Genomic DNA, 24,364 nt, shown 5'->3' with positions numbered 1-24,364 from the left:
CGGGTTTGGAGCTGGGTGCCTTTTCATAAAGAGATACGGCATGTAGATAGGGTGAGGGCGTTTTTCTGGCTTTGTATTACCAGCAGGTAAATAATAGGTGTAACAATGAGCGAACATTTTGAGTGCACGCCGGTGGGTGTGGATTTTCTGGAAACGGCTAATAATGTATTCAAGACAGAGCAGGTGATCCGGGCGACACCGGAACAAATTTTTGATGTGTTTGAAGACGCCGAGTCTTGGACGGTCTGGGCTCTTCCAATACAGAACGTTGAGTGGACGTCACCCAAGCCCTTTGGTGTTGGCACTACGCGTACGGTATCTATGGTTGGCGGTATCGTTGGATACGAGGAGTTTGTCGCGTGGGAGCGTGGCAAACGTATGGCCTTTACATTCGTACGTTGCAGCAAAAAAGATCCGGAAAAATTTATTGAAGATTATCGCGTAACTGATCTTGGCGATGGAAGTTGCAGGGTGGTCTGGTATATGGCCATGGAAAATCGTGGTGGTTCAAGCTGGGTGGACGCGCTGACAAGACCTATTATGAGTATGGCCAACCGCTGGATGCTTGGACGCTTTAAGAAATATGTTGAGAATAAAGTATCAAAGTAATTTATTTGAAATCGGAGTTATACCTTGACCATAGGAGGTCCACCATTGGGTGGTGAGTCGTCAGGACCATAGGGTAAATATGATTATTTTCCCGCGTATAAGCAACGGCCGCCGTTCTATTTTTGACACCCAATTTGCCAAAATATTATGCACATGCCCTTTTGGGTCGACAGGCTGATGATATGCAATGCTTCGGCGAATCCCTTATTTCCTAAGCCAGTATCGATTGATCGTAAAATTTCCAACTGTCGTCCAGTTAACGGTTCGACAAGCTACGGTGGCGATATGCGATTTTTGCAGCGCAGCTTAAGTAGATTCGCCTTCCAATAGAGACGTTAACGATCTGATAAGCTTATGTTTAGCACGCTGCGTAGTTTCGGTGGCAATGCTAATTTTTTGCTTTAAAGCTGCTCGATAATTGGTAAAAATCTTGGGTTGACTCGGCACAAGCGATACATATGCCAATGAATAGAGTAAACCTGGTCTTTTCTTATATAGCATCAAGTTCGAAGCTAACATAAAGCAACTATAAACAGAGGCAAGCAAAGTAACCGCAAAGTGTGGCCTTCGGTGCTTGGTCTGATCTACTGGATAATATAAATATTGCAGAGAATCGCGAAATATAGGGTTAAGTTTCGGCAATTTCAACTATTCGGGGGCGTTTCTTGCTTGTATCGGCTCTGCGGTTTCTTTCCTCCCGTTTCTGAGGTATTGGAATGCTCTATTATTTTTGATTTTTCTTTTAAAAACAACATGCTAGTAGGTGGCTTTTAGTCTTTGGTTAAATTAAAAAGCCATGCTTACCTTTCATTAATGGTCGTCTTTGTATCGGAATTTGTTTTCAGGGTAATTGACATTTATTGGTCAGCAACATAGAGTGTTCTTTATTAATAATATACCTTTGAGTAATAAGCTTGTGCGATGCTGACTGGTATATAAAGCGTATTTTGCTTGTTAGACCGCGTCATTAATGGCTTTACTATGGTAGGTAGGCGTCCATATGCACGCTAGATAATTAAAAGAATGTTTGTTTTTAAGATATATCGATTCAGACATACATAATATTGGAACTCTCGTTGACATGAATATCCGCAAAAGACGTATCGGTAGCACATCGTTGGAGGTTTCAGAACTCGGCTTCGGTGCGGCTACTCTGGGTAATCTGTATCACCCAATGCCGGACGAAGAGGCCGTGGCAGCTATCGATATGGCTCAGAAAATGGGGCTTAACCAGTTTGACACCGCACCCTATTATGGATTTGGTTTGAGTGAACGCCGAGTTGGTGATGCACTTCGCACTACACCGGCTGCCGACTATGTTTTATCCACCAAAGTGGGGCGCTTGCTCAAGCCTTGCGCCAAAGCCGAGGACAAATTCGGTTTTTGTTCTCCTATGCCATTTGATCCCGTGTATGACTATTCATATGACGGTGTTATGCGTTCGTACGAACACAGTATTCAGCGTTTAGGTTTGCCCAGAATTGATATTTTGTATATGCACGATATTGGTCAAATGACGCATGGCGAAGATCACAAGCGATTGTTTCGCATTGCCATGGAGGGTGGCTACAAGGCCATGGATGAGCTGCGCTCACAAGGCTTGGTGAGTGCTATCGGTTTGGGTGTTAACGAATACGAAGTTTGCGATTTGGCAATGGACTATTGTGATTTTGATTGCCTTTTACTGGCCGGGCGTTACACCTTGTTAGAGCAGCATTCAGTGGAAAAATTTCTACCTCGTTGTGTAGGTCGCAATGTCTCAATTGTACTGGGTGGCCCCTACAACTCCGGTATTTTAGCCACTGGAGTGCATTGTGAGGGCCTTGTACCCCATTACAATTATGCACCTGCGCCTGATGATGTTGTGGCGCGGGTTGCGCATATTGAAAAAGTTTGTTCAGAGTTTGATGTCCCTTTAGCGGCAGCCGCATTGCAGTTTCCTTTGGCACATTCTGCGGTAGTCAGCGTGATCCCCGGCTTAAGTTCGCCTTGCCGTGTTGCGGCGACGGTTGATTTGATGCGGGTGGAAATTCCCGATGCGTTCTGGTCAGCATTGCAAGATTTGGAACTGTTGCACCCTCAGGCACCCGTGCCCCAGCAGGTCAAGGGTTGATCGATGATACGAATAGATGCGCACCAACACTTCTGGCAGCTTACGCGTGGTGATTACGATTGGCTGACGGCAGACCTAGGCGTGCTTTATCGGGATTTTTTACCAGATCAATTGCGCCCGATATTAAGCAAAGCTGAAATCAGCAAAACAGTATTGGTTCAAGCCGCGGCAACGCTTGAAGAATCTGAGTTTATGCTTGGACTTGCGAGCAATACCGATTTCATTGCTGGGGTGGTCGCATGGATTGACATGGAAAAGCCCACAGCGGTAAGCGTTCTTGATCGTCTTGGTGAGCATGCGGCATTCCGAGGTGTCCGCCCCATGATTCAGGATATTGCCGACCCACAATGGATGTTAAAGCCAGAGCTCGCACCCGTTTTCAAAGCGTTAATTGAGCGAAATCTCACCTTTGATGCCCTAGTGAAAGTTGAGCATTTAGATGCGCTTTCGACCTTGTTGCAGCGCTATCCGGAATTAAAGCTTGTGATTGATCACGGTGCTAAGCCGGCAATTGCCACTGGATCTAACGATGCTTGGTTCACTGCTATTGAGCGCCTCGCATTGGAAACCGGTGCCTGCTGCAAATTGTCGGGCTTGATGACAGAAGCCGGTGATACGCCTACTTACCAAACACTATTACCCTATATGACACACTTGTTGAACTGCTTTGGTGCTGAACGGTTGATGTGGGGAAGTGATTGGCCGGTAGTCAATTTGGCAGGGAGTTACGGCGAATGGCTCACCCACAGTGAGGTGTTTGTCGCTAGTTTGAGTGACGCCGAGCAGTCTGCAATTTGGGGTGACACAGCGGCAGGATTTTACAGTCTTTAATGCCGCTGAGGCGGCGATATCAGTTTAATGATTTCAGTATAAGGAATGGTTATGACGCAGAATTTATCAGGTAAAACGGCGCTGGTTACCGGTGGTGGCAGTGGGATCGGCGAAAGTGTTTGTCTTCGTTTGGCGGGCGACGGTGCTCATGTCGTTGTAGTTGATCTTAATTTGGATGCTGCGCAGAGAACGGTTATTAAAATTGAGCAAGCTGGCGGCGAAGCAAGTGCTTACGAATGCGATATTTCTCAACACGGTCAAACAAAAGAGGTGTTCGCAAAAATACTTGAGCAATCAGCGGTCGACATACTGATTAATAATGCGGGTATAGCTCATGTCGGTAACCTCGAGTCGACCGCTGAAGCAGATTTGGACAGACTTTATAGTGTCAATGTGAAGGGCGTTTATAATGCGATGTCGGCACTTATTGGCGCAATGAAAGCCCAGAAAAGCGGTGTCATTATAAACTTGGCATCGGTGGCTTCCTCGGTAGGGATTGCCGATCGCTTTGCATATTCGATGACGAAGGGCGCGGTTTTAACCATGACTTATTCGGTTGCCAAGGATTACATCAATGATGGCATTCGTTGTAATTGCATTGCGCCAGGTCGAGTACACACTCCGTTTGTTGATAATTTCTTAGAAAAAAATTACCCCGATACCAAACAAGAAATGTTCGAGAAACTATCTAAAAGTCAGCCGATTGGACGAATGGGCCAAGCTGATGAAATTGCCGGTTTGATTGCGTATTTGTGCTCAGATCAAGCCGCCTTTATTACCGGTTCAAATATTCCTATTGATGGTGGCTTTGTTACCTTAAATAATTAATTTATTAATGATCATCCTTAACGACTATAAAATCTAACAAAGGCCGATGAGATGAATACAGTGAAGGCAGCAACAGTAGATGCCGTAACAATGAATAAAAATGTTGAGCTGGTGCCCCGCGCCCTTCTAATCCCGTTTGTACTGATTACTTGTTGCTTTGCCTTATGGGGGTTTGCTAATGATATTACCAACCCCATGGTGGCGGCATTTCAAAAGATCTTTCTCACTGGGGCGGCGGAGGCCACTTGGGTGCAGGTTGCGTTCTATGCGGGCTACGGTGCCATGGCGCTACCTGCGGCATTATTTATTCGTCGCTTCTCTTATAAAGCCGGAATTTTAGTTGGACTGGGGCTATACGCGACGGGTGGTTTACTGTTTGTTCCAGCGAGCATGGTTGGGGAGTTCTACCCCTTTCTACTTGCTTATTTCGTACTTACTTGTGGCTTGTCTTTTTTAGAAACAACGGCTAACCCCTATGTTTTGTCGATGGGCCCAGTTGAGTCAGCTACGCGTCGCCTGAACTTAGCCCAAGCCTTTAATCCGATTGGCTCGCTGATCGGTATGTACACGGCATCGCAATTTATATTGGCAAAATTAGATGCAAGGGGTAAATCGGCTCGGGAGTTGTTGTCGGCTCAGGAGTTTGACGCAGTCAAACGCGCAGACTTAGAAATTGTTAGTCATCCCTACGTTATGATTGGTCTGGTGATTGCGGTGATGTTTGTGCTGATTGCCTTAATGAAAATGCCAAATCACAAAGCACCCAATACAATGGATGTAACCTTAAAGGCAATCTTTTACCGTTTGCGTAATTCTAAAAAATACGTTGAGGGTGTTATTGCCCAAGTCTTTTATGTCGGCGCGCAAATCATGTGCTGGACCTTTATTATCCATTACGGTACCGAGGTGTTTACGGCTCAGGGAATGGCTGAAAAAGACGCTCAAGTACTGTCGCAACAGTATAATATTGTCGCCATGATAATTTTTTGTGTCAGCCGCTTTGTCTGCACATTTTTATTAAAATTTATTCCTCCAGGTATGTTGTTGTTAACCTTAGCCGCAGGTGGAATGGCTTTGTCTTTGGGTACAATCTTAATTGGTGGTGTGACTGGTCTTTATTGCTTGGTCGCCATATCGGCCTGTATGTCGCTGATGTTTCCGACTATATATGGCATCGCATTAAAAGGTATGACAGGTGACGATGCCAAATTCGCCGCTGCTGGTCTAATTATGGCAATCGTTGGCGGGACTTTTCTGCCTATGTTACAGGCTTCGGTGATTGATGGCTGGTCATTGGAAATGCTTAGCCCAGTTCAAGCTTCTTTTGTATTGCCTTTCCTTTGCTTTGTACTCATTGCTATTTATGGCTATCGCACGGTAAAAATTCACGATACTTAAGGTGCGGCTAATGAAGAATAAGCGCTACTGTTTGGCCTTAGATTTAATTGATGATCCAGATCTGATTGCGGAGTACCAGCGCTATCACGAAGCTGGCAATGTGTGGCCAGAAATCACTCAGAGTATTAAGGACGCGGGTGTGATTGATATGGAAATCTACCTGAGTGGGAATCGACTGTTTGCCATATTGGAAGTGAATGAGATGTTTTCATTTGAGGCTAAAGCCCTCGCTGATAATGCCAATAAGAAGGTGCAGGAGTGGGAGGCATTAATGGCAACGATGCAGCTACCTTTGCCATGGGCTGCAAAGGGCGAAAAATGGCTTCTTATGGATAGAATATTTACTTTGTGAGCTTTGCTTTAAATATAGGTGCTATCGGCTAAGAATGGCTCAGCAGTAGATGCCTGTTTTATCTGCTGAGTGATTATAGTGATAGCAGCGCATAATTTGATTTGACAAAAAACTGCCTCTTGATGTATTTTATAAGCAATAAACAGCTTGCGGTATTTATCCTTTCTGGATTCGCTCGGAGTTACGTCATCACTTAGGCCTGATGTATTGCCATGTGATACCCCGTTTGGCGTTGCGCTGTAACTCCATAGTAGAGGTGTAGGTTTTTACCTGTGCTAGCTAGTATAAATATGAGGAAAATAAAATGAAGTTATTACGTTTTGGTGAAGTTGGTCAGGAAAAGCCGGGCTTACTGGATGAAGAGGGCAATATTCGCGATCTGTCCGCCTATGTCAAAGACATTGATGGCGAGTTTTTGGGCGGCGAGCTTTTCGCTAAAACGCAGGTGATAGATACCGCAAGTTTGCCTTTGGTGAGTGGTCAGCCGCGTCTTGCAGAGCCGGTTACTGGTGTGGGTAAATTTATTTGTGTTGGTCTTAACTATGAAGATCATGCTCGCGAAACAGGTACTGTCGTGCCACCGGAGCCGGTACTGTTTATGAAAGCCACTTCGTCGATCACAGGGCCGTTTGATCGCGTAGAGCTGCCACCACACTCTAAAAAGAGCGACTGGGAGGTAGAGTTGGGAGTGGTAATAGGTAAAGAAGCTAAATACGTTTCCGAAGCTGAGGCCATGAATTACGTTGCTGGTTTTTGTGTTATCAACGACTTGTCTGAGCGGGAGTTTCAGCTGGAGCGTGAAGGGCAATGGATGAAAGGCAAGGGTTGCGATACTTTTGGCCCGCTAGGGCCCTATTTGGTAACGCCTGACGAAGTTGGGAATGTGGATAATCTCGATATTTGGCTAGAGCTTAATGGCGAGCGTGTTCAAGATGGGAATACCAAAACAATGGTGTACAAGGTGCCATTTCTGGTGCATTACATCAGTCAATTCATGAGTTTACAGCCCGGTGACATTATTAGTACTGGCACGCCTCCGGGTGTGGGTCTTGGCATGACGCCACCAAAATATTTGAAGGAAGGTGATGTCATGCGCTTGGGCATCGAAAATATTGGCGAGCAGCAACAGAGCGTGTTCCGCTACCAGAGATAAGGTCTGTCATTGATCGCGGTAGTAGTTTTATGCCGCGATCCTTTTTCTCTAAGTTTTATATAAGAAATTAACGGTGTTACGAGAATATAAGCCTTCACTAAATATCGTCCTTGGTTGACTATATTCGTCCTGCTTCCTTCGTTATGGTTGAGCTGGCAAAATAATATCCTTTGATACTGAGGCCCTTGGGCTGCGTGTTTGTGTCAGTTGCCATCGGCTTTGAGATGTTGACCTTACTGGTGATTCAATAATTTGCGAGACTTGAATCGCGCACAGGTCGTGTTGACTATTGTTAATAAAATACACTATAGTGATTTTAATGATGTAGTGTGTAGAAAAATAACGAGTAATTGCGGTCTGGGAGAAATGATGGAATCTATGTCTAAGGCATCGAGAGAGGTTGCTCTCTTTGTGACTTGCTTGGTGGATGCTATGCGTCCCAATGTCGGTTTTGCTGCCATTAAATTACTTCAAGACGCTGGGTGCGATGTGGTTGTTCCAAAGCAGCAAACCTGCTGTGGACAGCCAGCCTACAATAGTGGCGATGAACTCGACTCCCGTGCGCTGGCAAAGCAGCTTATTAAAACATTTGAAATCTATGACAATGTTGTGGTTCCTTCTGGCTCTTGTGCGGGCATGATTAAGGACCACTACCCAAAACTCTTTTCCGATGACCCTGAGTGGCATGCTAGGGCGGTCAAATTGGCTGCAAATACATTTGAGTTGACCAGCTTTTTAGTTGACGTGTTGGCGGTAGAGACGGTTAGTGCCGAATACGATGGTGTTGTCTGCTACCACGATAGCTGTGCAGGTTTGCGGGAGCTGAATGTAAAAGCCCAGCCCCGAAAGTTGCTGAAAAGTGTAAAGGGTGTGCAAATTCAAGAAATGAAAGATGCCGAGGTCTGTTGCGGTTTTGGCGGTCTGTTTTGTGTTAAATATTCAGATATCTCAAATAATATGGTTAGCCGTAAATTGGATAATATTAAATCCAGTGGTGCAGACACTATGTTAGCCGGCGATTTGGGCTGTTTATTGAATATTGCGGGTAAGCTAAGCCGTGATAAGAGTCCGGTGAAAGCCTGGCATGTGGCCGAAGTGCTTGCGGGTATGACTGATATACCCGCCATTGGCGAGGGCGAGGCATAAGCTTATGCAAGCAGATTGTACTTCTTTTAAGAAAAATTCAGCTGTGGCCTTGCAAGACCCCAAATTACAAGGGGCGCTTAATAACTTAGGCAGTGGCTTGCAGGCGCGTCGGGCAGCAGTTGTGTCGGATTTGCCCGAATTTGAAGAATTACGGGAAGATGGTCGACGGATAAAACGTCAAGTAATGGCGGATTTAGATACCTATCTAGAACTCTTCGAAACGAAGGTTTCTGAGCAGGGTGGTCATGTGCATTGGGCGAGTAGCGCTGATGATGCCAGAGAGGCAATTTTAGCTATCTGTCAAAATGCGGGCGCAAAAATGGTTACCAAAGGTAAGTCGATGGTAACGGAAGAACTCGGGCTTAATGACTTTCTTGCGGAAAAGGGCATTACGCCTGTGGAGACGGATCTCGGCGAGTATATTTTGCAGCTGCGCAAGGAAGCACCTAGCCATATTGTCGTGCCTGCGGTGCATTTGGTTCAGGATGACATTGAAAAGACATTTGTTAAGCATCATACAAAGTTGGCGGCAGAACGCGATATCTCTACACCGGAAAGTCTAGTAAACGAGGCCAGACAGGCTTTGCGAGAACGGTTTTTTGAGGCGGATGTGGGTATTACCGGCGCGAACTACCTAATTGCCGAATCGGGTGCCACTGTCATTGTCACTAATGAAGGTAACGGCGATTTAACTCAGACCTTGCCTCGAGTGCATGTGGTGGTTACAACTATCGAACGAGTTATTCCGACCTTGGAAGATCTCTCAACATTTTTACGTTTATTGCCGAGGTCAGCAACTGGTCAGGAGGCAACCTCTTACGTCACGCTTTCCTCTGGACCAAAGCGACCAGAGGATTTGCACGGCCCGGAAGAATTTCACGTGGTTTTGTTAGACAGTGGCCGCAGTGAATTGCTTGGTGGTGACGACCAAGACGTATTGAACTGTATTCGGTGTGGGGCCTGTATGAACCATTGCCCGGTATACAGCTCCGCGGGTGGTCATGCCTACGGCTGGGTTTACCCTGGCCCTATAGGCTCGGCATTAACACCAGCGATTATTGGTATAGAGCACTCTGCAGCACTGCCAAATGCTTCAACTTTTTGCGGTCGCTGTGTGGAGGTGTGCCCGGTAAAAATACCACTCACTGATATTATGCGGCGTTGGCGAGTAGAAGAGCATCAGAAGAAGCTAACGGCCACGTGGGGGCGCCTTGCACTTCGCTCGTGGACCTGGCTCGCAACTCATCCACGCTTATATCAAATGTTTAGTGGGATCGCTGTTTGGAGTATGGCGCTATTTGGTCGTCGGTCAGGCTATTTAACGTGGCTACCTATGGCGGGCGGATGGACCCGTCATCGAGATTTTCCGGCGCCTGAAGGCACGACGTTTCATGCCGCTATGAGTAGTCGTATTAAAGCGGACGCTAAGGGCAATAATGCGGTGGGTATTCGGTATGAGTAGTGCGCGTGAGAAAATTTTCCAGTCTATTCGTCGCAATAAGCGGCCAATTTCAAGCAATCCTAGCCCTGCGGAGGCCATTGCTGCAGCGCGTGCGAATACTATCCCAGCGCGAGCGAAGCTAATCGGTAGCGAAATGCAGGCGCTGTTCGAACGAAAGCTGCTTGGTGCTGCGGCAAGCTTTACGCAGCTGGGTAGTCCTGCAGAAATTCCTGGGGCCGTGTTGCAATATCTAGCTGATAAGGGTTTGCGTGGCGAATGCTATTTAAATGGTGACGTTGCCGAGCATAACTGGGGTGGTGCGCCAGACCTAATTACCCACACTGGTACTGAAGGTGTCGACAGTGTGGTATGTGTCACCGAGGCTTTTCGTGGCATTGCTGAAACTGGCAGCTTGGTGCTGTTATCGGCACCGGGGGCGTCTTCGGCCAGTCATTTTTTGCCCGAGGTACTTATTGTGATTCTGCGTCGAGAAGAGGTATTAGCCACCCAAGAAGCAGTATGGGCCGATTTAAGGAAGCACCCGAACGGTACACCGCGCACGATAAACCTCGTTACTGGCCCCTCGCGGACGGGGGATATTGAGCAAAAAATTGTGCTTGGTGCCCACGGGCCGCGGTATCTTCATGTGTTGTTACTTGGGTAAGCTGCCCAGAGCAGATTGATACAATTGGTTTAAACATGGCCTTGGTGTTGATGCGCGGTTAATCGCCTTTCAGGTAGCTTGTGAAAGGCGCATTTTGAGCTTGCCCCTAGCTTTAACTAATTCGTTTGTTGACGTTTATATGGCTTTTGGCTAGCAATTGCACTGCTATTCTCGGTACAAGTATTCAGTTTTTTCTGCTTGATCCCCGCAAATGACGTTCTTTTGAAAAGAATTGTTCAATGAATCCCCTTCCCTCCTTAGAAGTCATGTAAAGTCTTACAATTGCTGTGTTTTCTTGGCAAAATACACAGTGATATTTTGAAGGAATTACATGATGTTGGCATGGGTTTGAAGCACATTGCCATGAGGGTTGCAGGTGAAAAATAAAAGTTATCTAGTACAAAAAACAATCAATCTAATGCTAGATAAGGTGAAAGATATCGCCGGATCAAATGAGTCTTATCTAAGCAGTGACCTAGCGCTTGCTACTGAGCTGGATGTTAGTCGTACGACTATTCGCACGGTCATCGGTGAGTTAGAGGAAAAGGGCATTATAAAGCGAGACAGCATCGGCAAGCGCGCTGTCCGTAAACCGAAAAAGAGCGACTATTACGATATAAGTACTTCATCTTCGACAAAAGAAGAAGTGATTCAGAGTTACTTCTTGTCGTTAATTAATAGTGGGAAGCTTTTACCTGGAACCCGATTTTCTGAACTTGAGCTCGCTAAGCAGTCTGGTTGTAATACTGTGACGGTGAGGGAGTTTCTTGTTAAATTTTCTCGATTTGGCCTCATTGAAAAAGACCCCCGCTCGCAGTGGCAAATGGTTAAGTTTGATGATGGTTTTGCAGAGGAGTTGATCGAATTCAGAAAAGTGCTGGAAATGCGCGCACTGGTAAAACTACTGGATCAGGACAAGGATGCTGCTGTATGGGGTGAGTTAGAGCAGATTCTCGCTGATCATAAATCAGTAAAATCCAATTTTAATAAGCGCTACCAAGAAGTGCCTGATCTTGATGCAAGGCTACATTTAGCTATTCAGAAAGGTGCAAATAACCGATTCATCAACCAGTTTTTTGAGGTTGTCTCTTTCGTCTGCCATTACCATTATCAATGGAAGAAAGAAGGTGAAAAAGAGCGCTTGAAAGTCGCATTAAACGAACATATTGAGCTGCTTACTTCTCTCCTGGCAAGGGATGTTGCTGCGTCAGTGCGTGCCCTAGAGCTTCATTTAGATTCCGCAGAGCGAACGCTTATGGCGTGTTCTACAAGTGTTAATAATGAATCGAGTTAAGTACGGAAAATTGCTCTCGTAGGCAATTTGCGAGGGCAATATACCGCATGGCAGCTGCGCTTAGTGCGGTCCGCCTTGATTTTTGCTTATTTTATAGAACATCTTGATTAAATTGTTCTTTATTAATAGTATTCATGGTGGCTGATCAATGAGCGTGTCAGTGTTTTTGTCAAATTAAGCATTGATTTTGTTTCGTACAAAAATAGATAAAGTTTAGTGCATGTGATTTTTCGCTGAATTATACCCACGATATGAAATTACAATGCCTTCCCTTCCCTCATTGGTATTGTTGGCCCTAGAAATACGCTCGGAATGAATTTTGGTTTGCGGGTTAAGGCTATATCCAGCTTATTGACTAATAATTATTGCAAGGCGTCGGGACTCTATGAAGCTTCACAATTGTTGTTTAATTCTCTGTCTTTTTACCACTGCGGTCGCTGCTGAAGATTTGCTTGTGTCGCCGCAGCACTGTAATACCGGTCTGTCAAACGCAAGGCTCCGCGCTGCTGTCTCAGTTGCGAGTGAAAAGTCGATGGTGCATGTTCGTGGTGGCGAGTTTTGGATGGGGGCGAATGACCTTGCAATGCATGATGCCTTGCCTCAGCATCGCGTGCTAGTCGATGACTTTATGATCGATGCAACAGAGGTCACAAACGCTGATTTTGTAAAGTTTATTGAGGCTACTGGCTATGTCACGCTCGCAGAGAGAGTGCCAAATGCTGCGGATTATCCAGGGGTTCCACGTCATCTCTTAGTGCCGGGTTCAGTGGTCTTTAGTGCACCATCGCACAGTGTTTCGCTCGCTAATCCTGGGCAATGGTGGCGATTTATTCCCGGAGCTGACTGGCGCCACCCAGAGGGTCCGCACAGTTCAATACAAGACCGAATGAATCACCCCGTGGTTCATATCGCTTACGAGGACGCCTTAGCGTACGCTAATTGGGCCGATAAACGCTTACCAACCGAGGCTGAATGGGAATATGCCGCTAGAGGTGGATTAGACCGCCAGCCCTATGTATGGGGTGCAGAGTTTAAGGTGGAGGCGCGCCTTCAAGCCAATACCTTTCAAGGCAGCTTTCCGACAAACAATACCGCTGAAGACGGCTATCAAGCCACTGCACCGGTGGCCAGTTACCCCGCAAATGGCTATGGTCTTTATGATATGGCTGGAAATGTCTGGGAGTGGACGTCTGATTGGTATGATCCTGAATATTATCAGGTACTTGCCAAGCTCGGTGTCGCCAATAATCCGCAAGGTCCCGAGCGGAGTGTAGACCCAAGTGAGCCGGGCATAAGCAAGAAGGTTCAAAAGGGCGGCTCTTACCTTTGTACCGATCAGTACTGCACACGGTACATGCCGGGTAGTCGCGGCCGCGGTGCACCTGATACGGGCAGTAATCACGTCGGGTTGCGGCTAGTAAGATCTATCCCTAAAAAGTGAGATGTAAGAATTTTCTTGTTGCGAGATTCAATTAATAGTCATGTCTATGGCGGTCTCTGCTGTCACTAGTGTGACCTGTAACGTGTTTGTTCGGCTAAAGCTTGCCTTGTGTCTGATTGCCTTGAATTGTCGTGATGAATTTGTTGATCTCACTCCATGTTTTTAGGTAGTCGTTCTCAGAATTTCAGCGCATTTTGCCCGCGTAAGTACCTTTGTACTTGTTCTCAATTATCCCTAAATTAATCAACGACTCTAAACGCTGTCCAATGGTCTGAATTGTGAGGAGTTGAACTTATAGCTTCAGGCGGGACTTAGAGTGGCCATTTCGTCGTGATTTACTCGTTCCAGCATAATCTGGGGCTGGCTCGAACTTATGAACTAATTCCATTAAGTAGGATGCTTTGTTGGCCTGAAATTGGCTCAGACGCCATGCTTGCGGAGCAGTATTGTGAGTTACAGAGGTAATTCAAGTAAGTAAATCGTTAGGAATATGAGATGGATCTTAACGGTAACAGAAGGTGGCGCAGTAAAATTAGGATTGACATGCACTCACTATGGTATATTATAAATAAAAATCACCCGTAGTAATTGGGTGTGAAGTAATAATTAAAGCGGAAAAGCCGCTCGCAGCGAGATAATAAATTGAAATTACATAAGCCATCTACGAATAAAGCGCTAACTCGACGTGATTTCCTTCGATCTTCAGGTAAGGCTGGATTGAGTTCTATGGTCTGTATGTCAGCCATGCCAGTCATTGGTGACCCAGCATTGCTGGGTACGAATAAGGCTGATTTCTATGTTGCTGTGAATGGTAATGATACTAATTTGGGCACATCTGTTGATGCACCATTTGCAACGCTTAAACGTGCTCGTGATGCTGTTCGTGAGAAAAGGAAGAATTTTCCAGATAAAAATATTTTAGTGTTAATACGTGGTGGGCGGTATCAGCTAGATGAGACTGTGGTGTTTGGTTTAGTGGATTCCGGCAGTGACGCTGCCAGTATTACTTATTCCGCGTACCCAAATGAAAAACCCGTATTTAGCGCTGCGAAAGAGATAACAGGATGGCGAAAAGCTAGTCATGAAGTACTGAACGTTGACGTACCGGCCGCCGCAAAAAGTAAGCTGATTGTTGCCGATGTATCTAACAACTTCAAAACCCTATTTGATAATCAGGGCATGTTACCTAGGGCAAGATCTGAACGTTTTATCCCTATTAAAGACGGGAAAAAAACTCAGCTAAGTTTTCCAAAGGGCGCGATGAAGAGTTGGTCCAATATGTCAGATGTGGAGCTCTTTGTTCGTCCGCATCATGCTTGGATTATGAATATATTGCCGATGAAATCGGTTGATGAAAAGAAAAGCATTGCAAACACACGCTTAAAGTCCACGTACGCGATGAACAAGCTGCATTTTTTGCCAAACACCAAAAATTGCTGGGTTGAGAATATATTCGAAGCGTTGAACGAGCCCGGGAATTGGGTCTTGGATAGTAAGGCAAAAAAAGTATATTTATGGCCACGTAGTGATTCAGCGATATACGCACCACAATTGCAAGAGTTGGTAAGAATTGAGGGGCTTATTGATAAGCAAGGCCCAGTAGATACGCCAGTTAAGAATATTCATTTTTTTGGACTAAGCTTCATGCATGGCGAGCGCCATACACTGACAGATGAAGATGCAGGCGTTCAGCATGAATGGGAGATGCAAGATAAAAATCATGCAATGTTCCGATTACGCGGTACAGAAAATTGCAGCGTATCGGGCTGTCATTTTTCACAGTGTGGTGGTAGTGCACTTAGGGTAGATTTGCACGGAATAAACAACAGGATCACCAATAATCTACTTGAGTATATTGGCAGTACGGGGATATTCCTTTGTGGATATGGCCCAGGGACTAAAGATGTCAATAAAAATAATGTGATCAGTAATAATTATATTCACCACACTGGTCGAATTTATGCGCACGGATCAGGAATCCTAGTTTGGCAAAGTGGTGATAATAAGATAACGAACAATCTTATTCATAACACGCCTTATACTGGATTAATAATTTCAGGTTATATGAGTCATTTTTTTGCTAAAGGCGATGGTAGGGAATTAACACGTACAGTGCGTTGGCATGATCTTGGTGGCTCAAAGCGTAAAATGACACGCGAGCAGGCAATGCCATACTTGCATTCGAGAAATAACCTCATTGCTTATAATGAAATCCATCACGCCATGGAAGAGTTAGGCGACGGAAACGCAATATATATACGAGGTGCAGGTAAAAATAATGTGATTAAAGGGAATTATGTACACCACTTAGTTGCCCCAATGATTATGCAGGCCGCGATTAGAACTGATGGCGGACAGACGGACACATTGATTACCGAAAACATAATTTACAAATGTACTTCACAAGGTATTTTGCTAAAACTCAATAATCGTGCCGAGAATAATTACATAGTAGATATTATTGCACCTCCCCGTGGCTATTATATGTCACTTCGCGAAGGTCCAATGACTGGCGCCTCTATCAAGAACAATATTTTTTATTCAACAACGGACATATGTACGTTTATTGATGAGCTACCACCAGGTAAAGAAGGTTCAAGCGAAGATCGTCGTGGCCGTGAATTGGCGCGGGCCGTTGATACTAATTGCAATGGCAATATCTATTTCTGCAAGGCGAAAGAAAATATAGCAATAGATCATCTTGCTGATCACCGAAAGCTTGGTATTGATCGAAATAGCATAGCTGCTGATCCGATGTTTGTAGACGTAAGTAAAGGGAATTTTAATCTTAAAGATAGCTCACCAGCATTTGCTTTAGGTATAAAGCAAATAGATATGTCAAAGATTGGACTTCAGACATCATAAGTAATTATCTATGTATGACATTTTGTAAGTAAAAGAAAAATAATTATAAAACTTAGTTAGCTAAGTTAAATGAGGAATGCAATGCGAAATTTAGTCGCGCTGATATTTGCCTTTGCCATTGTTGGCTGCAATTCGAGCGAAACAGTGCATAATCAGGATTTAAGTTCTGAAATAAAGTCACGAACCATCCAGCAAGCACCAAACATAATTGTTGTGCTGGCCGATGATATGCGTGCAGACGCTGCAGGATATTCGGGTAATCCATTAATAAATACGCCCGTCATTGATAAATTAGCTGCTGATGGCACTGTATTTGAAAGTGCTTTTGCAACTAGTGCGGTATGTACGCCAAGCCGAACAAGCATACTTACTGGGCAGTATGAGCGAAAACATGGCGTTAATTTTGAATCACACAGCATTTTGAATAACGAGGCATACAATCAAACTTATCCCATGCTTTTGAAAAAGGCTGGATACTTTGTAGGTTATATAGGAAAAAACCATACTCCAATCGGAGAAAATCAGGCAGGAGTCAAAGGCTATAAAAGTTCAGTTATGGATACCAGTTTTGATTATTGGTACGCCGGGCACAAGCATCTTGGTTTTTACCCAAAAGAACGGCATGCAATTTTTAACAATGCAAAAGCGGATACGCAAGTTGAAATTCTCGAGGAGAGTGTGGAAAATTTTGTTACACCAGTTGAGGCCTTTAGTCATGGCAATAGATTTTTAGCAAGCAGGCCAAAAGATCAACCATTTGCGCTGTTGATCAATTTTAACATTCCTCATGCCGCATCTACAGGTTCGATGGAGCTGCGTGAGTCAGACTTAGCGTTGTACAAGAGCGCTTATCGGGATATGACCGATAAAATCGCGATACCAGAAACCTTTGTTGCGAATAAAAACATCATTGAGCCAAAGTTACCAGATTATGTTCACAATGGTGAGTACCTGTCTTCGTATGATTATGCGAAAGAAGAGAGTTCACTGGTTGAACGGAAAATCCGCGAAATGCAAACCATATCGGGTGTGGACAAACTAATAGGAAAGTTGCAGTCCTACCTCGATGAGCAAGGTATTGCTGACAATACAATTATTGTCTTTACCTCGGACCATGGCTTGATGCATGGAGAATTTGGGCTCCGAGGTAAGGTTTTCCTGTATGAGCCATCAATTCGAATACCCCTAATAATTTACGATCCGCGCATTAAGAATAAAAAGGTTGATAGTAGTGATGAGCTGGTGGCGTTGGTCGACATCGCGCCTACCTTGCTGAGTCTGGCTGGCTTGGAGGTGCCTGCTGGAATGCAAGGTATGGATTTAACACCGTTGCTTAAGGGTGAGAAAGCAAATTGGCGAGATGAATTGTTTTTGGAAAATTTGATGACAATACAAAATTATCCAAGAATGGAAGCCGTTCGGACCCATGAATGGAAATATATTCGCTATTTCGATAAGAAAAATGATGGAGATTATGCAGATTATATTGATCAATCGATTAAGGGCGAAAAGCCAATCTATGAAGAATTATATGATCTAATTAATGACCCTAAAGAACTAAGCAATCTAATTAATGAGCCAGGAAAAGCAGCGGTTGCAAAATTATTGCGTGATCGGAATTCGGTGCTTGTGAGGGAGCTGCGGGGGGATCACATTAATGAATGATCTTCATAGTGTAAAAAACTTGTGGTTTGAATTTGAGTGTATAAATTCGGCTTTAGTAAAAAGTGTGATCGGAATATTGATGTTAATGCTGAGTGCTGATGTAAGCGCAGCGGAGCTAAATCTGTCCGGATCGCGACCAAACATCATCTTTGTCTTAACCGACGATCAAGGTATGGGAGATTTATCTGGTCAGGGAAATACCATACTTCGGACGCCAAACATAGATGCCTTTGCTGAACAGTCTAAGCGCTTCACTGATTTTCAAGTTAGCCCAACCTGCGCGCCCAGTCGAGCTGCGATTATGAGCGGTAGGCGGCCCTTTGAAGTGGGTGTAACGCATACTATTAAGCAGCGTGAACGTATGGCGCTTGATGTTATTACCTTTCCGCAAGCACTACAGAGTGCTGGATATACAACGGGCTTGTTTGGAAAATGGCACTTAGGGGATGAGAGCGCTTATCTGCCGCAGAATAGGGGGTTTGACGAAGTGCTGATGCTTGGTGGTGGAGGGATTGGCCAATACAAGTACGGTGATTTTAAAGCGAATTTAGAAAACCCTTATTTTGATAATGTCTTGCTGCACAACGATACCATTGTAAAGACTAAAGGCTTTTGTACCGATGTGTTTTTTGATTCTGCCCTCGCGTGGGTCAATAAGCAGCGAAAAGCCAATAAGCCTTTTTTTGCCTATATCCCACTCAACGCGCCACATGGCCCAATGTATGCTCCAGAGAGTTATAAACGCCGATTTTTAGAGCAAGGCTATGACGAAACCACTGCTGCGCGCTACGGCATGATCGAGAATATTGATGACAATATGGGCCGTATGATGAAGATGTTGGGCGATTGGGAATTGCTCGACAATACCTTAGTTATTTTCATCACGGATAACGGCATGAGTATGGCTCCAATAAATAAATCCGGGGAAATGATATACCCATTTAATGCAGGTATGAAAGGAAGAAAAAATTCACCATGGGAGGGTGGAACACATGTACCGTCATTCTGGTATTGGAAAGGTGTTTTAACGCCAGCGGAAGATATCAATTCTCTTGCCGCACATATTGACCTGTATCGTACTTTCGTTGATTTAGCCGGTGCAAAAATACCTGATAGTAAATTGCCACCAAATGGACATTCATTAGTGCCACTTCTGGAAAACGCCGATACGAAATGGGTAGATCGTAAGTTATTTATCCATAAAGGGCGTTGGGGAGACGGCCTAAAAAGCCAAATTACGCGAGGCGAAAGTAAGTATGCCGGCGCTGCAGTGCGTACCGAAAAGTGGCGTTTAGTAATGTCGTTGGTGAGTAATAAAGTGGAATACTTTTTATCGGACATTACAGTTGATCCCGGCGAAACTAGCAATCTAGCAAATATGTATCCAGAAATTGTTAATGAGCTTAGTGCAGCTTATGACCAATGGTGGGATTCGACTAAGAAATATTTAGTGAATGAGAATCGTCCAAATGTTACACCTGAAATGCAGCCAATGTCAGTAAAATATCAACAGCAGTTGAAATCAAAGGGTATTCCGGATTGGACACCAGATATTTAAATTTTTTGTACCAATAACGATAAGCTGAATTTAATGGATTTGCGGAGTATGAAAATGAAACGGGCTAGAATTACTTCTCGAGTAATTGCTGTAGTTGTATTGACCCTAATAAGTATCGGGGCATTTGCTGCAGAATCTAAGAGTGCTGCCAACAAAAGTAGACCAAATATTATCTTTATCTTTGCCGATGACTTTGGTTGGGGCGATATTAGCCTACATGGTCATCCAGATATTCGAACACCGAATATAGATAGGCTTGCAAATGAAGGTTCAGAGTTTTACCAATTCTCTGTTTCTAATCCAACGTGCTCGCCGAGTCGTGCGGGGGTGATGACGGGTCAGTATCCCGCTAGAAATAGTGTTCATCGGCATTTCTCTGGCCTTGATCATCATATGAACTTTTCCATGGCCGATTGGCTGGACCCAGATGTGCTAAATTTGCCAAAGGTAATGAAGTCTGCTGGATACACCACGGCTCACTTTGGTAAATGGCATTTAGGTAATAATGGTGGCGCTCCCAAGCCAATCGAATATGGGTATGACGAAGCCAAGGTGTTTAATGGCAAAGGGCCACAAACGACTTTTGCTAATCTTTATACCGATGCAATTGATTTCATTCAGCGAAATAAAGACAAGCCATTCTTTATCAATCTATGGATACATGAAACACATTTGCCCCATGACCCCAGCCAGGAGTCGTTGGAAAAATATAAGCATTTAAATGAACAAGACCGTATTTATGCTGCTGTTGTTGATGGTGCTGATCAGCGAATTGGAAAAGTGCTAGATGCACTTGATAAATTAAATTTACGTGAAAATACTTTAATTGTGTTTGCCAGTGACAATGGGCCTGAGCACACGGGCAATGCGAACAGTACTCGTCACAAGTCAGCTAAGTTAGATGTGATGCAAGGCAAGATACCCTACGGAAAGTACTACAGCACAGGCAAAACTGCAGGATTAAGAGGAGGTAAACGCGATACATATGAAGGCGGTCTACGGGTGCCTTTCATTGTTCGTTGGCCAGGGCATGTGCCAGCTGGACGAGCCGATACCGAATCAATCGTCACCGCAGTAGACTTACTACCTACCTTTGCTGATGTAGCTGGTGCAAAATTACCTGAAAAATACGTCTCAGATGGTCAGTCGGTTCTTAAGTTGTTGCAGGGCGGCACGGTGCAGCGTGAAAAGCCCATGTATTGGGAATGGCGTTACGGCAAAAAAAGTGGAATTAAGCCAATGCTTGCTGTGCGAGAAGGGCCGTGGAAACTATTCTATCATCAGCAAGATGGAAGTGTAGAGCTCTATAACGTCATGCGTGATCGCGCTGAAACGATGAATTTAGCAAGTGAAAATCCCGAACTTGTGACTCGAATGAAGGCGTTGGCGGTGGAGTGGAAGAAAACCCTGCCAGGACAGCCGAAAGCTAGCACTACATCGGATAATCGTAGTAAGTATGATGCGCCAAAGGAAAAGGAAAAGAAAAAGAAAACAAAGGCGTGAAACCTTGTTTGTTAAGTCAGAAATATATAGATAATCCGTATTGGGAATAGTATGAAACTGATCAGACAAAATATTTTATCCAGTGCCCTTTGCATCATCTTAGCAAATTGTAGTATTTCGGCATTTGCTAAAGATGACGACTTATCAATGGATGAGTTGTGGGGTGATTCAAGTATGAATACATCCAAACAGGTTGATGAGGCGAGTCGCCAGCAGTTCACTCAAGATAAGTATTCAATGTTTATCCACTGGGGTTTGTATTCTATTCCTGGCGGTGAGTGGAAGGGAAAGACCTACTACGGAATTTCTGAATGGCTTATGTCTGATCGTGTTGCAGATATTCCTATTGATGAATACAAAAAGTTAGCAAAGGATTTCCACCCAGATCAATTTGATGCCAAAGCTATCGTTAAATTGGCGATAGATTCTGGCATGAAAAACATTGTTATTACTGCAAAGCACCATGAAGGCTTCGCTATGTATCACTCTAAGGCCAGCGATTACGATATTGAGGACGCCACCTCATTTTCCGGCGATCCTTTAAAGGAGCTCGCTAAAGCTTGCCAGGAAGCCGGACTGGGTCTGGGCTTTTACTACTCGCAAATGCAAGATTGGTATGAGCAAGGCGGTGCAGGGATCGCTTGGACAGATAATAATCAAAAGGGCGATTTTGACAGCTACTTTGACCTGAAAGTGATACCCCAAGTAACCGAGCTTTTAACGGAATACGGGCCAATTCGAACGGTTTGGTTTGATACGCCTGGTGGAATGACTAAAGAACAGTCTATGAAGCTGGTTAACCTGGTAAGGAAATTACAACCTAAGGCGTTAATTAATAGTCGTATTGGAAATGGGGTCGGTGATTTTTCTACATTAGGTGACCACAGTCTTTCTCAAGTAAATCATCCGGGATTATGGGAGACAATTGATACCACTAATAATAGTTGGGGTTTTGCTTGGTACGATGAAAATTGGAAATCTGGAAAGGAGATTCTTCACCGCTTAATTTCGACGGTGGGGCGTGGCGGAAATTACATGCTTAATGTTGGACCTAATGCCAAAGGTCTAGTACCAGAGTATGCACAAAAAGGTCTATTAAAGGCTGGAGAGTGGCTAAATCAATACGGCGGGACAATCTACGGTGCCCAGGCGTCACCCTGGGGGCGAGCGCAATCCTGGGGTGATATCACTGTTCAAGGCAGTGTGATTTATTTGCATGTCTTTGATTGGCCGCAGGACGGCAGAATTCATCTATCAGGTTTAAAAAATAGAATTATTTCAAGCACACTGCTGGGAACGGAGAATCTAAACGTTTTAGTGTCTAGGAGTAGTAAGGATTGGATAGAGCTGCAAGTACCTGTGGCTAAGCCCGATTCCCTCGTGCCGGTTATTGCATTAGAGGTCGCTGGTTTACCGAAGGTAGATGATACACCCGGCGTTGATCCCGACATTCGGACCACTTTAAATTCAGCTTTCGCTAAATGTGATGGCTGTACAAATCAAGAAATACGATGGATGCAAAAGTTTGGCGATTGGAATTATGCCAATAATCTAATGAACTGGAGCGATGACAGCGAAGGGACATGGCAAATAAATGTCGCTGAACCGGGAATCTATTCAATTGCCGTAGAGTATTCTGCTAATGAAATAGTCGACTTTAGCGAGTGGATTATCCGGTTTGGTGATGAAATTAGAATGTTGCAGGCCTTAGATACTGGTGAGCGCCTAAATTCCAAGCGTCAGCCTAAAGGCCGAACTTTGTATCGATATCGTACGGACGCTGTCGGTGTTATTGCCCTTAAGGCAGGCAAGCAGACTATTACTGTTTCACCTAAGTCAAAAGTCGTAGGTGGAGGGATAAATCTGAAGGCGATCCATTTGACGCCAACAATGAAGTAAATCCTTAAATCCATTTCTAAGCGGTTGATATACACAAGGATATCAATCCGGCATTAACGTTAGTGTGCGGTGAAAATGAAGAGAATATACATATTCATTTATTACTTGTTAATAAATGTAATTGTGACCACTTCTGCACAGGCAGAAAAAATTGAACCGACATGGGAATCTTTAGCAGAGCACTATAGTGTTCCCCAGTGGTTGCTAGACGGGAAAATGGGAGTTTGGTTCCACTGGGGAATTCCATCAGCCGCTGATGAGAATCGGCCGAATGATGGTTCCTGGTACGGCTTTCGTATGTATACACCAATCAAGGGCAAGATGACTAAGGATGGCAAGCCAGATCCATGGGAACAGTTTGCTCAGTGGCATACAAAGCGCTATGGACCACCATCTGAATGGGGTTACGAGAAAATGATTCCCTTATTCAAAGCTGAAAAATGGGACCCAAATGCCCTAGTTAAGTATGTAAAATATAATGGTGCGCGTTTTATTATGCCCGTTGCGACACATCATGATAATTTCGATATGTATGATTCCATGCACCCTTGGAATTCAGTAAAAATGGGACCAAAGCGCGACACTTTAAAAGAATGGAAGATCGCCGCCGCAGAACACGGACTTAAATTCGGTGTATCTACCCATTTGTATTGGTCGCCACGATTTTTTCAACATGCACGTCAATATCAAAAGCAAGGTACTCCTGAGTGGGACTTGTTTAATATGGACTACTCACCAAAGGAATACGCAAAGCATGACAGTTGGAACGAGCATTGGTATGCAAGAAGCTGGGATTTAATCAGTAAGTACGACCCTGATATGTTCAATGTTGATTCGCCATACCCAAAAATCGGTGAAGGTAAAGGTTTGGGCGTCAAACTTTTTACTGATTATATTAATAGGGACTTAAAGGAAAATAATGGAAAACAGTCAGTTGTGTTGTCCTTTAAAGATCCAGATGTGGACCGTTCGGCATTTACTTACAACTTAGAGCGTGGTAGTTCAGGAACTATACAAGCAGAGCCTTGGATATGGGCTACGGACCTCTCTGGAGGTTGGTTTTACCGTGCTACTGCAGTAAACAAAATGAGTCCTGCGGTAATGGTAGGTAATGCGATTGATGCGATTAGTAAAAATGGCGTAGTGATGTTTAATATTGCCCTGCGAGGTGACGGTACAATTCCGGAGAAGCAAGCGATGTATCTTAATGCAATCGGGGAGGTATTTAGAACCAATGCAAAAGGGATTTATGGCTCACGACCGTGGAAAATTTATGGAGAAGGCCCCTTAAAAATCAAAACCGGTCGCCAGGGAGAGAACAAAAAGGATTATTCACAGCAGGATATTCGCTTTACGACTAAAGATGACAGCTTATACGCCTTTGTCTTGAGTACGCCAAAGGAGAATGTTGTGATTAAAACATTGGCAAGTGAGGGTGTTTTAGAGAGAGAGATAAAATCTATAACGCTGATGGGCTCGGATGAAAAAATAATGTGGCATCGGGAAAGAGATGGTCTGCATATAAGACTTCCTACATTGATGAAAGCTCAATATGTAGTTGGATTCGAAATTGAGTTAGCAGATATCCATTAAGGTAAAGCTAG

18 protein-coding genes are annotated in these 24,364 nt (G+C 44.4%); all 18 read left to right on the top strand.

Features of this window, described 5'->3' with window-relative positions:
• Positions 1 to 105 precede the first annotated feature (105 nt).
• The 18 genes from ABD836_RS16565 (at position 106) to ABD836_RS16480 (ending at position 24,353) form a co-directional block, all read left to right on the top strand.
• Positions 106 to 609, top strand: coding sequence for an SRPBCC family protein (locus ABD836_RS16565; protein ID WP_344938120.1), 504 nt, complete (start codon positions 106 to 108; stop codon positions 607 to 609).
• Positions 610 to 1,690: 1,081 nt separating this feature from the next.
• Positions 1,691 to 2,722, top strand: a complete 1,032-nt coding sequence (locus ABD836_RS16560; RefSeq protein WP_344938118.1) for an aldo/keto reductase — start codon at positions 1,691 to 1,693, stop codon at positions 2,720 to 2,722.
• Between the two features lie 3 nt (positions 2,723 to 2,725).
• A complete protein-coding gene (locus tag ABD836_RS16555; protein ID WP_344938116.1) occupies positions 2,726 to 3,553 on the top strand; it encodes an amidohydrolase family protein in 828 nt (275 codons plus the stop codon).
• Positions 3,554 to 3,604: 51 nt separating this feature from the next.
• Positions 3,605 to 4,381 carry an SDR family NAD(P)-dependent oxidoreductase gene (locus ABD836_RS16550; RefSeq protein ID WP_344938114.1) on the top strand — a complete coding sequence of 259 codons (777 nt, stop codon included), beginning with the start codon at positions 3,605 to 3,607 and terminating at the stop codon, positions 4,379 to 4,381.
• 51 nt (positions 4,382 to 4,432) lie between these two features.
• Positions 4,433 to 5,779: an L-fucose:H+ symporter permease gene (fucP, locus tag ABD836_RS16545; protein WP_344938112.1), complete on the top strand. Its 1,347-nt coding sequence runs from the start codon at positions 4,433 to 4,435 to the stop codon at positions 5,777 to 5,779.
• A gap of 10 nt (positions 5,780 to 5,789) precedes the next feature.
• Positions 5,790 to 6,131: an L-rhamnose mutarotase gene (locus ABD836_RS16540; RefSeq protein WP_344938111.1), complete on the top strand. Its 342-nt coding sequence runs from the start codon at positions 5,790 to 5,792 to the stop codon at positions 6,129 to 6,131.
• Positions 6,132 to 6,435: 304 nt separating this feature from the next.
• The gene (locus ABD836_RS16535; protein ID WP_344938109.1) at positions 6,436 to 7,284 is read left to right on the top strand and encodes a fumarylacetoacetate hydrolase family protein; all 849 of its coding nucleotides are present in this window, start codon (positions 6,436 to 6,438) and stop codon (positions 7,282 to 7,284) included.
• A gap of 378 nt (positions 7,285 to 7,662) precedes the next feature.
• Complete coding sequence (locus tag ABD836_RS16530; RefSeq protein WP_344938107.1) at positions 7,663 to 8,430, top strand: (Fe-S)-binding protein; 768 nt, start codon at positions 7,663 to 7,665, stop codon at positions 8,428 to 8,430.
• Positions 8,431 to 8,434: 4 nt separating this feature from the next.
• Positions 8,435 to 9,892, top strand: coding sequence for a LutB/LldF family L-lactate oxidation iron-sulfur protein (locus ABD836_RS16525; RefSeq protein WP_344938105.1), 1,458 nt, complete (start codon positions 8,435 to 8,437; stop codon positions 9,890 to 9,892).
• A complete protein-coding gene (locus tag ABD836_RS16520) occupies positions 9,885 to 10,535 on the top strand; it encodes a LutC/YkgG family protein (RefSeq protein WP_344938103.1) in 651 nt (216 codons plus the stop codon). Before ABD836_RS16525 ends, ABD836_RS16520 begins: the two co-directional genes overlap by 8 nt.
• A 376-nt stretch (positions 10,536 to 10,911) precedes the next feature.
• Positions 10,912 to 11,829 (top strand): GntR family transcriptional regulator, encoded by a 918-nt coding sequence (locus ABD836_RS16515; protein ID WP_344938101.1) that lies wholly within the window; start codon positions 10,912 to 10,914, stop codon positions 11,827 to 11,829.
• 385 nt (positions 11,830 to 12,214) lie between these two features.
• Complete coding sequence (locus ABD836_RS16510; RefSeq protein ID WP_344938099.1) at positions 12,215 to 13,270, top strand: formylglycine-generating enzyme family protein; 1,056 nt, start codon at positions 12,215 to 12,217, stop codon at positions 13,268 to 13,270.
• Between the two features lie 735 nt (positions 13,271 to 14,005).
• Positions 14,006 to 16,135: a right-handed parallel beta-helix repeat-containing protein gene (locus tag ABD836_RS16505; RefSeq protein WP_344938097.1), complete on the top strand. Its 2,130-nt coding sequence runs from the start codon at positions 14,006 to 14,008 to the stop codon at positions 16,133 to 16,135.
• 81 nt (positions 16,136 to 16,216) lie between these two features.
• On the top strand, positions 16,217 to 17,800 hold the full coding sequence (locus tag ABD836_RS16500) for a sulfatase-like hydrolase/transferase (RefSeq protein ID WP_344938095.1): 1,584 nt from the start codon (positions 16,217 to 16,219) through the stop codon (positions 17,798 to 17,800).
• Positions 17,793 to 19,358: an arylsulfatase gene (locus ABD836_RS16495; RefSeq protein ID WP_344938093.1), complete on the top strand. Its 1,566-nt coding sequence runs from the start codon at positions 17,793 to 17,795 to the stop codon at positions 19,356 to 19,358. The genes ABD836_RS16500 and ABD836_RS16495 overlap by 8 nt, the downstream gene beginning before the upstream one ends.
• Before the next feature lie 48 nt (positions 19,359 to 19,406).
• Positions 19,407 to 20,861: a sulfatase-like hydrolase/transferase gene (locus ABD836_RS16490; protein ID WP_344938091.1), complete on the top strand. Its 1,455-nt coding sequence runs from the start codon at positions 19,407 to 19,409 to the stop codon at positions 20,859 to 20,861.
• 51 nt (positions 20,862 to 20,912) lie between these two features.
• Positions 20,913 to 22,760, top strand: a complete 1,848-nt coding sequence (locus tag ABD836_RS16485; RefSeq protein WP_344938089.1) for an alpha-L-fucosidase — start codon at positions 20,913 to 20,915, stop codon at positions 22,758 to 22,760.
• 75 nt (positions 22,761 to 22,835) lie between these two features.
• Positions 22,836 to 24,353, top strand: a complete 1,518-nt coding sequence (locus ABD836_RS16480; protein WP_344938088.1) for an alpha-L-fucosidase — start codon at positions 22,836 to 22,838, stop codon at positions 24,351 to 24,353.
• Positions 24,354 to 24,364: the final 11 nt, after the last annotated feature.

Source organism: Zhongshania borealis (assembly GCF_039539625.1).
In the GTDB taxonomy this organism is placed as follows: Bacteria; Pseudomonadota; Gammaproteobacteria; order Pseudomonadales; family Spongiibacteraceae; genus Spongiibacter; species Spongiibacter borealis.
This window is presented reverse-complemented; position numbering and strand designations above follow the sequence as displayed.